This is a genomic window from Paraburkholderia sp. GV068, from assembly GCF_003058125.1.
Classification (GTDB): Bacteria; Pseudomonadota; Gammaproteobacteria; order Burkholderiales; family Burkholderiaceae; genus Paraburkholderia; species Paraburkholderia graminis.
In genome coordinates this window covers 692,602-705,710 of sequence record NZ_QBUB01000001.1, presented here as the reverse complement: position 1 = coordinate 705,710, position 13,109 = coordinate 692,602, and the positions used below count along the sequence as shown (strand labels likewise).

Sequence of the window (13,109 nt, the reverse complement as noted above, 5' to 3'; positions counted from 1 at the left end):
GGATTCGCTGCGATGTGAGATTCCGGCGCAAGTGTGACCTGTGATCACACTTGCGTTGAAAGAAGTTTGGCCTTTGCTCGAGCCCGAGTCAACCGTGGATTGCTAGGGGAAAACGCGGAAGGCTTTCCATCGCGTTGGGCCCCAAACAGGCTTCAACCGATGCGGCGGCCGCAGTACAAAAACGCTCGGCTTAAATGAAACAGCCTGAACGCTCATGATCTCGAGTCGAGACGTCGCTGGTGCCGCGCTTACGTTTTGCCGATGCCGTCGAAGAAGAGATCGATCAGGTGGGTGACGCGGGATCTGGTTGTGCCGCCTTGCTCGACGGCGAGAGCGATCGCCGTCACGACACACACGAGATCGCCGATGGAGACGTCCTTTCGAACCGCCCCCGCCTTTTGGGCCCGCTCGAGCAGCCGGCGTCCTTCTTCACTGCCGGCGCGGCAGCCAGGCGTCCCTTCCTGTAATACCGTTCCGAGCAACGCAGCGAGCCCGCGATAGTGGTTCGCGTGGTTCACGAGCTCCTTGACGAAGGCGCGCAGGGACGCGATCGGTTCGAGCTTGTCATCGCGTGCGCGGCTTGCTTTGGCAAGCGACAGCAGGCGCTCATCACTCGCCGCGGCAAGCAGCGCGTCGCGCGTCGGGAAACGGCGGTAGAGCGTGCCGATACCAACGTTGGCGCGCCTCGCGATATCGTCAAGCGAAACCTCAGCGCCGCGTTCGAGAAACAGCGCTTCCGCCGCTTCGAGAATGCGTTCCCGGTTCCGGGCTGCATCGGCGCGCAGCGGTGCTTCGTCGGTCGTCGAACACTTTCTGTTCATCGTTGCCTTGATTTCTGTTGATAAGTGGATGATGCCTCCATATACTAAGTGGAGCAATACTCCACTTAACGAGGAACGCATATGGCAAAGCGATTCGGGAACAAGGTTGTAGCAATCACCGGCGGCAGCGAGGGCATCGGCCTTGCGAGCGCCAGGCTTTTCGCGGACGAAGGCGCGCGGGTCTACATCATGGGGCGCAGGCAAGCTCGACTGGACGAGGCGATACAGGAAATCGGCAACGGTGCGGTGGGCGTTCGGGGGGACGCGAGCAACCTCGCCGACCTTGATCGACTGTATGAGCGCATCCAGCGCGACCACGGCAGGCTCGACGTGGTTTTCGCAAATGCAGGCGTTGCCGAGGTGGAGCCGCGTCCGCTGGGCACCATCGACGAGGAGGGTTTCGACAGGCTTTTCGGCCTCAACGTGCGCGGCATGCTCTTCACTGTGCAGAAGGCCTTGCCACTACTTTCGTCGGGTGGCGTTGTCGTCCTCAATGGCTCGGTGGCTGGCAGCAAAGGCTTTCCTGGCCAGTCGCTCTACAACGCAAGCAAGGCGGCTGTGCGGTCGTTTGCGCGAAGCTGGACGACCGACCTGAAAGAGCGAGGCATTCGCGTGAACGTGGTCTCGCCGGGCGGGACCGAGACAAGCCCGATGCGAAGCTACCTCGATGCGCGGCCCGGAGTCGAAGATATGCTGAACCAGCTCGTGCCGCTGGGGCGTCTGGGCCAGCCGGATGAAGTCGCGCGCGCCGTGCTCTTTCTGGCGTCGAGCGAGAGCAGCTATATCGCGGGCGTTGAACTGTTCGTGGACGGCGGGTCCATTGCCGTTTGAGCCCTCGATGTCGCTGTCGCGCCGCTCTCGCCGGGCGGGCGCGGATTTCCGCGGCGAGTGAGCGAGGTTATGCCGGACGTACGAATGCGCGCGCCTGGCTCACTCGTCAGTCTGTGAGCGAAGAGAACCCACCGCATCGACAAGAATGCACCCTGCGTCATCGATATGTTTTTCCATCAACGCACAGGCACTCCGATCGTCTTTCGCTTTTATCGCTTCCAAAATCTCCAGATGCTCGTTTTCTGATTTGACGTCCCACTCAATCAGCGTCGATGTCGCATACATGTAGCGAAGTCGCGCCTCATGCAGGGCGTCAATATGTGAAAGCAGCCGAGGCATTTGGCAGGGTCGATAAATACTTGCATGGAATTCCCGGTTGGCGGCCTCCCACGTGCTGATGTCACGGGCCGTGTTCCCTTTGTGCATCGCGTTTTCTGCACACGTGATGTCATCTTGAGTCAGGTTGGGTATCGCGTACCGGAGCGCCAGAACCTCAAGTGCGGTACGCATCCGGGTAATCTCAATGATGGATGCCTGATCGAGCAGTGGGACATACACGCCTTTACGCTCGCGCGAAACCAGCAGGCCGCGAGCTTCCAGACGCCTGAATGCTTCCCGGACCGGAACGTGACTGGCATTGAACTCATCTGCGATTGCGTCCTGCCGAACTCGCGCTCCCGGCCTAAGATCGCCCCGGATAAATCTGTTCGGCCAGCGCCGCCGCAATGCGTGCAGGAAGTGAATCCGAGCTGTCTACATCCACGTTTGCTTTCCCTATGCCGAAGGTGCCCAGATATCGCCGCAGGCAACCGAAACCGCTTCATTCAGCGTGCCGTTTTGTACCAGGCATTTTACCGCTTCGACATCGTCATGCACCCACCGATCGTTACCCATCATCGCAGGAACGACCGATCTGACTTTCTCCAGCGCCGTGGATGCGCCAAGGCCGAGCGGCAGGTGTGAGAGCGCTTGGCGACTAATATCGAGCGCCTGAGATGCAATCAGAATTTCGGCGCAGACAACCGCCTGCGCATTTTCGACAACCGTCCGCGTGCGCCGCGCAGCGAAACAGGAATTACTGATGTGGTCTTCCTGGTTACCTTTGGCAGGCAGACTCGTCACACTGGCTGGACTACATAGCCCTATGTTCTCGAGCACGAGTCCGGTACCCATACTCTGGATAACGGCGAAACCCGTGTTGATGCCCGGCTCGGTAGCGATCATGTTTCTCGGCAATCCGTAGTTGCAGGCCGGATCGATCAGCTGATTATTACGGCGATCACAGATTGCGCTCAGGTCGGTCGTCACCAACGCGAGAAGGTCCATCGCTTGCGCGACGTATTGTCCGTGAAAATGCCCGCACGAGACGATGTCGTAGCCTGCATCGGAAGCGAATATCAACGGATTGTCCGTTGCGCTATTCATCTCGGTGACGAGTATGCCGTCAATGTAATCGAGTGCATCAAGAACGGGCCCGTAGACCTGTGGCGCGCAGCGGAACGAATAGACGTCCTGTATCCGCGGTTGGACCGTGTCGCCCGGCGCGGCAAGAGCATCGATCGGAATGGCACGTGCCTCGGTGCTGCATCGCATGGAACCATTGAGCAGCGTGCGAACGGCCGCAGCGACGCGGCGCTACCCCGGATGTGGACGCGCTAGCATCACACGGTCTTCAAAGCAGGCCCGCTCCGCCCGCATTGCCTCCAACGACAACACCAGTGAGATCGTTGCGCTAGTCAGCAGGCGACGCGCGTCGAAAGCGGCGATGACCGCGTACGCCAACGACGCCGTCGAGCCATTGATCAATGCTGTCGCATCCTTTGCTTCCACATCGAAGGTCACTGAAAGGCCCGATCGCTCAAATGCGGAGCGCGCGCTTGTTACGGCGCCCTGGAACGTCACTTTCGATTGTTCCAACCCAAGCAATGCACCGCTCATGATGGCCAACGGTGCAAGGTCCCCGCTGGCACCGACGCTTCCTTTTGCCGGGATGACGGGCGTAATGCCCTCGTTGAGCATCGCGACAAGCCGCTCGACCACTGCGACGCGTATGCCGGAGTGATTGCGAGCAAAGGTGTTCACCCGGATCGCCATCATCGCGCGCACGACCTCAAGCGGCATGTTTTCGCCGGTGCTCGCGGAGTGCGAGTGAATAAGATTGCGCTGAAACCGCGCGATGTCCGAAGCGCTGATACGTTGATTCTTCAAGGCTCCTACCCCGGTGTTGAACGCATACATCAGGGGAGCGTCGTCGACCAGCCAGTTTTCCTCAATGAATCGTCGAGTCGACAACAGATTCGCCCGAGCCGCGTCAGACAGACGAACGCGAGCGCCGTGACGCGCGATCGCGATGATCTGGTCGATCGTCAGATCGGAACCTGTGAGTGCGATTTCGTTTTTTGCCATGAGGGCCTCGAGTGGTTTTTATCTATATCTATAGAATGTGCTCGACTAGCAATCTTTTCGACGATCGCAACTCAATCGCACTAATAGTCAGTCGTCGGGCACACCACTGTTTAGGCCGATAAGCCTGTCGACGAGAGTCGCAATGAGTGTGGGGCTTCCGGGCGTGGGCCTGCGCTTGTGCTAGCGCTTCCCGGTTTCTTCCTGGAAAGTGCGGTCGTAGAAGTCCCGGATCGCCTGATACGCGAGCAAGCGATTTTTCTCGAGCAAAACGAGGTGCGTGGCTTCGCCTATTTCAGCCCATTGACGGTAAGGCGCGTTCCTGAGTTCAAGGAAAAGCGACTGCGCGAGGTCAATAGGCACATCGATATCCCACTCGCCATGGACAAGCAACACGGGCACACGAATCTCGGCCGGCTCGTAGTATTTTCGTCCCGCACGCCAGTAGTCACGGATATCCTGGATCGGGCCGTTACTGGCCCGCAACTGGTGCGGCGCGCGCTCCCGGCTCCAGGGATCCTCGGCCAGCGTGAAATCGGCCCACTGCTCGAACCAACCTTCCGGGACCAGGCTCGCGCGTCCGTGTTCCGGTGCGGTGCTGAGCCAGCGGGCCTTGCTTTCGCGCACCGGAACCAGGCGCCACGCGTCGAGCCTCCCGCCAGTGTCGATAGGAATCGGCCGATCGCTCAGCCACTGCGGCGCCAATAGGACCAGTTTATGGACCTTGTCGTTATTGCGGCTGGTATAGGCACCCGCCACTGTGCCGCCCCATGACATGCCAAATACCGATACTTTGTCCAGCTGGCGACGCTTGAGGACGTAATCGACCACGGTGCCAAGATCGGCCAACCCGATGTCGGTGCCGACGACCGGAGGACTCAGATCCGCTGCCTGCTCCATCTCCGCCGGGCGTGTTGAGTGGCCGTAACCACGCACGTCGAGCGCATAGACGTCATATCCCGCCGCGGCAAGAAAGTCGATGAACGACATTCCGTTGAACGGAACGTCATACAGGCTTCCCGACGAAAAGGTGGCACCGTGAACCATGACGATGGTGCGTTCCGCCGTGAAGGTCTCGAGCGCGGCGGGGCGCTTGTTGCGAACGTAGAGGTCAATGCCGGGGGTACCGGTCGCTACGCGCAATTCCTCGAAGACAAGTTGCTTTCCTTTAACCACGATGTTCTGCCTCATGATGGGTAGCTCCTGGGTCTGGCTCATTATTCATAGCGCCAGGAGAAACGGTCGCCCTGGCTGGTGACGTAACCGGCCGATGTCTCGGCGAAGTGCGGGGTGAACAGCAGCAGATTGCGTTCGGCGCCCTGCTCCAGCACCCAGCGGCGCGACGCGCGGGCCTCGTCCTGCCATTCGCAGAACACCGAATTCCAGTCGGGGCGCACCACCTGCAACGGGTGATGCATGACGTCTCCGGTAAAGAGCGCCGCCTGCCCCTTCGAATGCAGTTCAATCGACATGTGGCCAATACTGTGTCCCTTGGTCGGGCGGAACACGAAGTTATCGAGGTACTCGCCCCCGTCGTTGCTGATGCGTTCGGCCTGCCCGGAGGCAATGATCGGCGCGACGCTGTCCTCGAATACGCCAAGGCTGGGCACGTTCACTTCGTTGTGGCTGTCGGGGCCGCCGTAATAGTCCTCCTCCGCCCTCGCGAACACGTGCCGCGCATTCGGGAAGGTCGGCACCCAACGGCCATCGACGAGCCGTGTATTCCAGCCGACATGGTCGACGTGAAGGTGCGTATGCAACACATAGTCGACTTCCTCAGGGCGCACGCCAACCGCGGCGAGCCGCTGCAGATACGGCGTGTTCAGATGATGGAAGATCTGATTCTGCGGCCGTTCCTTGTCGTTGCCGGAGCCGGTATCGATCAGGATGGTGTGATGCGGCGCGCGCACCAGCCACGTGTGAATGCTCTGGATCAGGTTTCCGGTCGTCGCGTCCATGTTGCTGGGCGTAAGCCAGTGAAGATTGGGCTCGAGTTGTTCAGGTTCCCACGCCGGGTAAAGAAAGGACGGCGGCGCGACGTTCAGGCGCATTTCTTCGATCTTGGTGACGGTCACATCACCGATCCGGTAGGTTTTGTTCGGATGAACCATGCTGGGTCTCGCTTGGCTGAAAGGACGTCCGTAGTCTATGATTCGAGCAACGAACGAACAAATCGATTCAAATCATGAGCTCCATCGATCACTTCAATTTATGGTCTTTCGACCTGAATCTGCTGGTCGCCTTCGATGCGCTGATGCGCGAGCGCAGCGTCACCAAGGCAGCTACGCGGTTGAAGATCCAGCAGTCGGCCATGAGCCACAACCTTGGTACGCTGCGTATGCTGTTCGATGACCAACTCTTCGTTCGTGTGGGGCACACAATGAAGCCGACGCCCCGATCTGAAGCGCTCGCGGCGGCAATCGGCACGGTTCTCGAGCAGGCTCAGGATGCGATCACTGCCCGCGAAAGGTTTCGTCCCGAAACCGAGGAGCGGACTTTTTCGATCGGCTTTTCGAGCGAGCTCGAGGTGCTCCTGATGCCGTGCTTGACCGCCCACGTACAAAGGTGTGCTCCAGGAATCCGGCTACTCGGTCGCCCGGCGCAACCGGGCGACGTGCACAGGATGCTGGATGACGGCGTGATCAATCTGGCGATTGGATGTTTTGGCGACGGCGCTGAACGGCATCGAAGGAAACTGCTGTTCGAACAGTCCTTGATGTGCTGCTTCAACCCCCGCCTGCTCAATCTGTCGATGCCCGTCAGCCGAAGTGCGTACCTGGCTCAGAAACACGCCCTTGTCTCGCAAAACGCGAGTATTCGCGGATGCCTGGACGACGCCCTGCGCGCCGCCGGCGTTGAACTTGACGTGGCCATGGCTGCGCCCGAATTCCTGACCATTCTCGGCGCGGTCATGCAAACGCCTGTCATCGCTACGTTGCCGTCGAGGATCATCAAACGGTACGCCGCGCTGTTGGGGCTGGTGGCAAGCCCCGTCCCGTTCGACTTTAGAGTCACACCAATTTCGATGGTCTGGGCTGCCTATTCAGATCGAGACCCGGCTTCTGAGTGGCTACGGCAGCAGGTTGAACCAATCCTGGCGCAGATCGAGGAAGCCAGCCCGTCATTCGAAATCGCCACCGACAAGATTAGTTAAACCAAGGGGTCCTCCGGCGCGGTCCGGCCCGTTGTTCATACGGGCTCGTCAATGCGCGCGCTGAAGGGGGCGCCGAGCGGAGCGATGCGCAAACCGGGTCGCAAGTCCTTCCAGGGAAGATCGCGCGGATCGGCGCGCATGGCTCCCGGCGCTTTTGCGACGAGTGTCGCGCAAGCAATGGCGTCGAAGTCGGCACGAAAGTGCACCGAACTTTTGTTGACAAGAATGCGCATGTTCTCGGGTTCGATACCCGCCACCCGATAGAGATTGCGATCCATCATCTGAGGTGGACGTTCGCTGCTGACAATGACGAAAATCTCGTGGATTTTCAGCAATGCAGTCAGCCCCAACTGAACCTGCATGCCATTCAGCATTGGGCCATCGAACACACATTTCCCGTCCGACAGTTCGACGACTTCGAAAACACCACGAAAGCGCGCACCATTAGGCAAGCCGGATTCACCACCCAGTTCAATTTCCAGCGAGCGGCCGATGCCGGTCTGCTGTGCTGCGATAGCGGCCTCGGCATCATGAACAACGCCGAATGCAGCACTACTGGCGCCCTGGGCGATGAGTGCCCGAAGCATTCCGGTGGTGTTGGATTCGCCCCCGGCGCCCGGATTGTCCTGCGTGTCGGCAATCACGACCGGTCTGTTCTTGCCGTCGGACAGCTGCATGGCTTGCGTCACGGCGTCCTCCGGCGTGAGGAAATCGACGGCCCAGTCCGCCTCTGAAAGCGCTATCCCGTCGAAAATTTGGCCGACGGCGGCTTCCACAGGATTCCTATGTGTCCCGTACGCCCACACCATCGGCCCGCATTCGGGGAAGTCGGCGGCAGGAAAGCCGAGTGTGAACGACATTGAGGCAAGACCGGCCTTCTCACGTTGCTCGACCTTCTCAAAGGCCGACTTTGCCGGGTCGACGAGGGTGCACATTGCGTTCAGGGGAATAAGAAAGGGCAACCGGCGCCAGGCGCAGTGCCAACGCTCTCCACCCAGAAGCGCCCGCAAAAGGCGAGCAGCTCGCGCGCCCGTTGCAGCCATGTCGACGTGGGGATAGGTTCGGTACGCGACAAGCGCGTCGGCGCAAGCAAGCATGCGCTCGGTGACATTCGCGTGCAAATCGAGCGACGCGACGATAGGAACGCGAGGTCCGATCACGCTTCGCAAGCGGGCCAGCAGTTCGCCTTCGCCATCGTTGGTCTGTTCGGCGACCATGGCGCCGTGCAGATCGAGGTAAACAGCATCCGGCACATGCATTCCAGCCGCCTCGACGATTTCGCCGGCAATCTTCTCATACGTGTCATGCATAACGTGTGCCGAGGGACCTGCGCCTGCCCAAAGTACCGGGACAAGCGTATGACCGTCCGGTTCGATCTCGCTAATGAAGCCCCCGATCGGAAGGTTGACGTTTCGGAAACCAAGCACTTGCTGGCCGCGCCTCAACGCGGGGAACGTTTCACCATTCACGAAGTTCTGGTAGAGCGCCTTTCGCTCGACGAATGTATTGGTTTCGTGCTGGAAACCCGCGATCAATATTTTCATTCCGCTTTGTCTGGTAGGTTTGACGGGTAATTGCCATGCCGCGAGGCATAGACCGATGCAATAGCGCAGGCTTCAATGCTCGATCCAGACCCGAGCGCGCGGCAACAGCAAAATGCGGCCTTCGACGCTGCCTGACGGGCAGCACGCTGACACAGACCGGTACCTCGCCCCCGGATGCACGCTCTGACATACTGCTAACATTTCAACAGCCCGGAAGGTCGCACGGCTGTCGGGTTCATCGCGACTCGCCTCAGACGAGATCATTCCGACAGATCAGGAGAACCGAATGGCCATTGGTGAAATCAACCAGCGCCGTCTGCGCTACTTCCACGAAATTCTGGCGCGCGGCTCGATCCGCGCGGCGGCGGATGCGCTCAACACCGCGTCCTCAGTGCTGACACGACAGATGAAGCTGCTCGAGGACGAAATCGGCACGCCGTTGTTCGAACGCGGCAATCGCGGCGTCGCGCCGACCGAGGCAGCGCACGCGCTGCTCGCGTACTGGCGCGGCTGCCAGTCCGAACGCGCGGTGTTTGAAAATACGCTGCAAAATTTGAACGGCCTTCGGATCGGCAGCGTGCGCCTGGCCATCAGCGAAGGCTTCGTCGACCCGCTCATGGATCATGTGCTGACACCGTTTATCAACGCGCATCCGCAATTGAACATTAGTGCGAAAACGCTTGCGGTCAACGACGTCATCAGCGAAGTTGCGAACGATGAGGTGGACATCGGCCTCGCGTACAACCCGCAGCCCGCGGCGCGTGTGACGCAGCATGCGATCGCCGCGAACCCGGTCTGCGTGCTGATGTCGGGCGCGCACACGCTCGCGTCGCGGAACACACCGCTGACAATCGCCGAACTCGCGCCGTTTCCACTCGCGCTGATGTCGTCGGCTTTCGGGCTGGGCCAGATCGTGCGCACGGTCGCCGACCTTGAGCGCGTGCGGCTGACGCCGGCGCTCGTGTCGAACTCGGTCGCGATGCTTAAGCGATTCGTGCGCAGCGGCAACGGCGTTACCTTCCTGACGTACGCGGCGACGCTCATTGATAGCGCGGATCCGGCCTTCTGCGTCGCGCCGCTCGCGCATCCCCTGTTCGGTGCGGCACAGTCGTGCGTGCTGGTCCGCGAGGGCCGTCGATTGCCGAATGCCGCGCAACGCGTGCTCGATCTGATCGTCGAGCAAATGCCGCTATTCGGCTCCGAAGTGCATGTGAGCAGTGCGCTTGTGCGATGCTGACCGAGCGATGCCGAAAAGGCAGCGCAACGGCGATGCGATTGCTGTTGTGCCCCACGTTTTGACCGGGAAACATTGTCCACACCTCCCATCCCCCGACGGTGTATGACAACATGCAAAGCGACGCCACGTGGTCGTTGACGACCTCCACGAATAACCTGTTTGCGCGGATCAACTGGCGGCTCCTGCCTTTCTTGACGCTGTGCTATGTGTTTGCGTATCTCGACCGGATCAATATCGGTTTCGCTAAGTTGCAGATGCAGGCCGACGTCGGCCTGAGCGACGCCGCGTACGGTCTCGGCGCCGGCGTCTTCTTTCTCAGCTACATGCTTTTCGAGATTCCGAGCAACATCCTGCTCCCGAAAATCGGCGCGCGGCGCACGCTGAGCCGCATCATGATCCTCTGGGGACTGACCTCGGCGAGCATGATGTTCGTCACGAGCGCGAACGCGTTCTACGTGATCCGCTTCCTGCTCGGCGTGTTCGAAGCTGGCTTCGCGCCCGGGCTGATTTTCTACCTGACCTACTGGTACCCCCAGAACCGGATGGCACGCGCGATCACCGTGATCATGCTGTGCGGGCCGATCGGCGGGATCTTCGGCGCGCCGCTGTCGACCGGCACGATGATGCTGCTGGACACGGTCGGCGGCCTCCACGGCTGGCAATGGATGTTCATTGCCGAGGGACTGCCGAGCGTCTTGCTCGGCGTGTTCGGCCTATTCTGGATCACCGATCGCCCGGCCGAAGCGAAATGGCTCAGCGACACCGACAAGCGTCTGCTCGCCGCCGAGCTGAAGCACGACACAGCAGGCAACGAACCTCGTCACCATTCGTTCCGCCAAGTGGTCTCCGATCCACGCGTGCTGCTTCTCGGCGTCTCGTACTTCTGCATCATCTGCGGGCATTACACCGTGAGCTTCTGGCTGCCGACCATCCTTAAGAGCGCTGGCGTCACCAGCACAATGACGATCGGCATCCTCGCGGCGATTCCCTACATCGCGGCGATCTTTGCGATGGTCTGGTGGGGACGCCGCTCGGACCGTCTTGGCGAGCGCCGCTGGCACACGGTGTCGATGCTCACGCTAGCCGCCGTCGCGTTGCTGATCGCCGCGCTGAACGATACCAGCCTGCTGATCACCATCATCAGCCTCACGGTGGCGACCGCCGGGCTGTGGGCCGCGTACACGGTATTCTGGGCGATGCCGTCCGACTATATGAAGGGCGACACGGCAGCCGGCGGCGTCGCGCTTGTCAACACGATCGGACTGTTCGGAGGCTTCGTGAGTCCGACCTTAATCGGCTATTTCAAGACACTGACGGGTACGATGCAGGCCGGCCTGCTCGGCATGGTCGGAATTCTCGTGATCGGTAGTCTGCTGCTGTCGTTCAACCGCCTGCCTTCGCCGGCAGGCACACAGGATCTCGCCGCCGCGGAGTTCGAGTCGTCATGAATGCAGCGGTTCTCCTACGTGCCCGACTGAGACAGCGGATGAGCAGACCGCGCACGCTTGCTGCTCCCGGCACCTTCGATCCGCTATCGGCGTTGCAGGTTCAACGCGCAGGCTTCGAGGTCGCCTACGTCGGTAGCTATGCGCTATCGACCAGCGTCGGGCAACCAGACGTCGGCTGGCTCGATCTGACGACGCTGTGCGCGAGGCTCGCCGAGTTCTGCGACGTACTGAGCATTCCCCTGATCGCGGATGCCGAAGGCGGCTTCTTCAACGCGACAGGTATCGGCAAGACGATCCGCGCTCTCGAGCGAACCGGCGTTAGTGCGATCCATATCGAGGATCACGTCAGCGGCAAACACACCAATATGCCAAAAGCAGTGCTCTCGACGAGGGAAATGGTACAGAAGATCCGCGCGGCGCTCGATGCGCGCGAAGATCCGAACTTCCAGATCATCGCGCGCACTGATATCGCCGACGTCACCGGCAGTCCACTGGATGCGCTAGAACGAATGCTCGCGTATCTTGACGCTGGGGCCGACGCGGTCATGCCGGGCGCGCTTGATGTCGCCCAACTGGCGACAATCCGCGCGCGGATTCCGGGCAAGGTCGTGCTGGTCAACACGGCCGGCGCGAGCGTCGCCGACGAGCAGGCGGCCGGAGTCGACGTCGCGATCTATCACGGCCTATGCCTGCAAGCGGCACAACATGCCATTGAGCAAACCCTGCGGACGTTCACGGAACAACGCGATATTCGTGCACTTGATGGATCGCTCGCGTCCAGCGCCGCGCTCGACGCACTTACCGGTTACGAAGACTTCAATCGGCGCGCCGCTGAATATTGCTTGATCGATCCATGAACCAACATCCGGGCGCTCGTCTCTCGAAGTGTCCTGACACCGAAACTGCGACGCCTCTTCAGCGGAACGTGTCGAACGCGGAGCGCGTAAGCCGATCGAGGAAGACCATCAGTTCATCGCCCGCGACCGTCGCTTCGTCGGCCGCACCCTTCGCGATCGCGCGCAGCACGGCCGCGTGGCGAGCGGCGCCCTCCGCAAAAGCCTCGCTCTGCTGTACGTGCACGAACCAGAAGCGCCGTGATTGAGCATGGATGACCTGCATGGTCGTCGTGAGCATCGAGTTGTGCGTTGCGGTGACTTCCAGTTCGTGGATCGCGCGATTCACCCGGAAATATTCATTCACATTGCGCTGCCTGGCCGCCCGGACGATGTGGTCGGCGAGCGATTTCATCTCCGTGCGCTGCTCGCTTGTGGCGCGCGCGCATGCTGCTGCCACGACAAGAGGCTCCAAGGCGCGACGCACTTCCAGCAGTTCCAGTTGCTTGCGAACATCGACGGTCGACACGAATGTGCCGCGCCGCGGATGTGTTTCCACGAACCCGAACTGCTTCAGGCGCGCCAGTGCCTCGCGCACTGGCGTGCGGCCCACATTGATCTCGTTTGCGAGCTGCACCTCGGACACGAGCGCGCCCGGTGGCAGTGCCCGCGTCACGATCATCTCTTCTAGACGCCGATAGGCGTAATCCACCTTGGGCTCGTTTGCATCGGGGTCGGCGGGCGTGGCACGCGTGCTGGATTTCGTCATGAAAGCCGGTTAGAGAGTTCGATTGGACCAAAGTGAGTATTACATATCGGCCGCGTGAGGCGGCTTGCG

Annotated in this window: 11 protein-coding genes and 2 pseudogenes; 5 read left to right on the top strand and 8 right to left on the bottom strand. The window is 60.7% G+C overall.

Translation table 11 applies throughout. The annotated features are described in order from the left end of the window. Positions 1 to 248: 248 nt before the first annotated feature. Entirely contained in the window at positions 249 to 878 is a 630-nt protein-coding gene (locus C8K18_RS03195) for a TetR/AcrR family transcriptional regulator (RefSeq protein ID WP_232292347.1), read from the bottom strand. A gap of 24 nt (positions 879 to 902) precedes the next feature. On the opposite strand from C8K18_RS03195, the gene C8K18_RS03190 reads away from it, so the two are divergent. Continuing rightward, positions 903 to 1,652 carry an SDR family oxidoreductase gene (locus C8K18_RS03190; protein ID WP_107706630.1) on the top strand — a complete coding sequence of 250 codons (750 nt, stop codon included), beginning with the start codon at positions 903 to 905 and terminating at the stop codon, positions 1,650 to 1,652. 99 nt (positions 1,653 to 1,751) lie between these two features. Here C8K18_RS03190 and C8K18_RS03185 read toward each other — a convergent pair whose 3' ends face one another. The 5 genes and pseudogenes from C8K18_RS03185 to C8K18_RS03170 all read right to left on the bottom strand — a co-directional run bounded on the left by C8K18_RS03185 (position 1,752) and on the right by C8K18_RS03170 (position 6,166). Next, positions 1,752 to 2,210 carry a GntR family transcriptional regulator gene (locus tag C8K18_RS03185; RefSeq protein ID WP_244231007.1) on the bottom strand — a complete coding sequence of 153 codons (459 nt, stop codon included), beginning with the start codon at positions 2,208 to 2,210 and terminating at the stop codon, positions 1,752 to 1,754. A gap of 51 nt (positions 2,211 to 2,261) precedes the next feature. Continuing rightward, positions 2,262 to 2,378: pseudogene (locus tag C8K18_RS33580) on the bottom strand (GntR family transcriptional regulator); the annotation flags it as partial. Positions 2,379 to 2,426: 48 nt separating this feature from the next. After that, positions 2,427 to 4,058 (bottom strand): annotated as a pseudogene (gene hutH, locus C8K18_RS03180) (histidine ammonia-lyase). A gap of 180 nt (positions 4,059 to 4,238) precedes the next feature. After that, positions 4,239 to 5,246, bottom strand: coding sequence for an alpha/beta hydrolase (locus tag C8K18_RS03175; RefSeq protein WP_107706811.1), 1,008 nt, complete (start codon positions 5,244 to 5,246; stop codon positions 4,239 to 4,241). 26 nt (positions 5,247 to 5,272) lie between these two features. Continuing rightward, positions 5,273 to 6,166: an MBL fold metallo-hydrolase gene (locus C8K18_RS03170; RefSeq protein WP_107706629.1), complete on the bottom strand. Its 894-nt coding sequence runs from the start codon at positions 6,164 to 6,166 to the stop codon at positions 5,273 to 5,275. A gap of 74 nt (positions 6,167 to 6,240) precedes the next feature. Between C8K18_RS03170 and C8K18_RS03165 the strand changes: the two genes are divergently transcribed. Beyond that, positions 6,241 to 7,209 (top strand): LysR family transcriptional regulator, encoded by a 969-nt coding sequence (locus tag C8K18_RS03165; protein ID WP_107706628.1) that lies wholly within the window; start codon positions 6,241 to 6,243, stop codon positions 7,207 to 7,209. 35 nt (positions 7,210 to 7,244) lie between these two features. Here the strand turns inward: C8K18_RS03165 and C8K18_RS03160 are convergent, their stop codons facing one another. Beyond that, positions 7,245 to 8,753, bottom strand: a complete 1,509-nt coding sequence (locus C8K18_RS03160; RefSeq protein WP_107706627.1) for a M81 family metallopeptidase — start codon at positions 8,751 to 8,753, stop codon at positions 7,245 to 7,247. Positions 8,754 to 9,039: 286 nt separating this feature from the next. On the opposite strand from C8K18_RS03160, the gene C8K18_RS03155 reads away from it, so the two are divergent. The 3 genes from C8K18_RS03155 (at position 9,040) to C8K18_RS03145 (ending at position 12,295) form a co-directional block, all read left to right on the top strand. Beyond that, entirely contained in the window at positions 9,040 to 9,990 is a 951-nt protein-coding gene (locus tag C8K18_RS03155; protein WP_244230932.1) for a LysR family transcriptional regulator, read from the top strand. A 110-nt stretch (positions 9,991 to 10,100) separates the two neighbouring features. Beyond that, a complete protein-coding gene (locus C8K18_RS03150; RefSeq protein ID WP_107706809.1) occupies positions 10,101 to 11,438 on the top strand; it encodes an MFS transporter in 1,338 nt (445 codons plus the stop codon). Positions 11,439 to 11,476: 38 nt separating this feature from the next. Further along, entirely contained in the window at positions 11,477 to 12,295 is an 819-nt protein-coding gene (locus C8K18_RS03145; RefSeq protein ID WP_161966573.1) for an oxaloacetate decarboxylase, read from the top strand. Positions 12,296 to 12,353: 58 nt separating this feature from the next. On the opposite strand, the gene C8K18_RS03140 is transcribed toward C8K18_RS03145, so the two are convergent. Continuing rightward, complete coding sequence (locus tag C8K18_RS03140) at positions 12,354 to 13,040, bottom strand: GntR family transcriptional regulator (RefSeq protein ID WP_006051438.1); 687 nt, start codon at positions 13,038 to 13,040, stop codon at positions 12,354 to 12,356. Positions 13,041 to 13,109: the final 69 nt, after the last annotated feature.

Coding starts and splice junctions, on each gene's coding strand:
- C8K18_RS03190 (WP_107706630.1), top strand. CDS start 903: ATGGCAAAGCGATTCGGGAACAAGGTTGTAGCAATCACCGGCGGCAGC.
- C8K18_RS03175 (WP_107706811.1), bottom strand. CDS start 5,246: ATGAGGCAGAACATCGTGGTTAAAGGAAAGCAACTTGTCTTCGAGGAA.
- C8K18_RS03170 (WP_107706629.1), bottom strand. CDS start 6,166: ATGGTTCATCCGAACAAAACCTACCGGATCGGTGATGTGACCGTCACC.
- C8K18_RS03165 (WP_107706628.1), top strand. CDS start 6,241: ATGAGCTCCATCGATCACTTCAATTTATGGTCTTTCGACCTGAATCTG.
- C8K18_RS03160 (WP_107706627.1), bottom strand. CDS start 8,753: ATGAAAATATTGATCGCGGGTTTCCAGCACGAAACCAATACATTCGTC.
- C8K18_RS03155 (WP_244230932.1), top strand. CDS start 9,040: ATGGCCATTGGTGAAATCAACCAGCGCCGTCTGCGCTACTTCCACGAA.
- C8K18_RS03150 (WP_107706809.1), top strand. CDS start 10,101: ATGCAAAGCGACGCCACGTGGTCGTTGACGACCTCCACGAATAACCTG.
- C8K18_RS03145 (WP_161966573.1), top strand. CDS start 11,477: ATGAGCAGACCGCGCACGCTTGCTGCTCCCGGCACCTTCGATCCGCTA.
- C8K18_RS03140 (WP_006051438.1), bottom strand. CDS start 13,040: ATGACGAAATCCAGCACGCGTGCCACGCCCGCCGACCCCGATGCAAAC.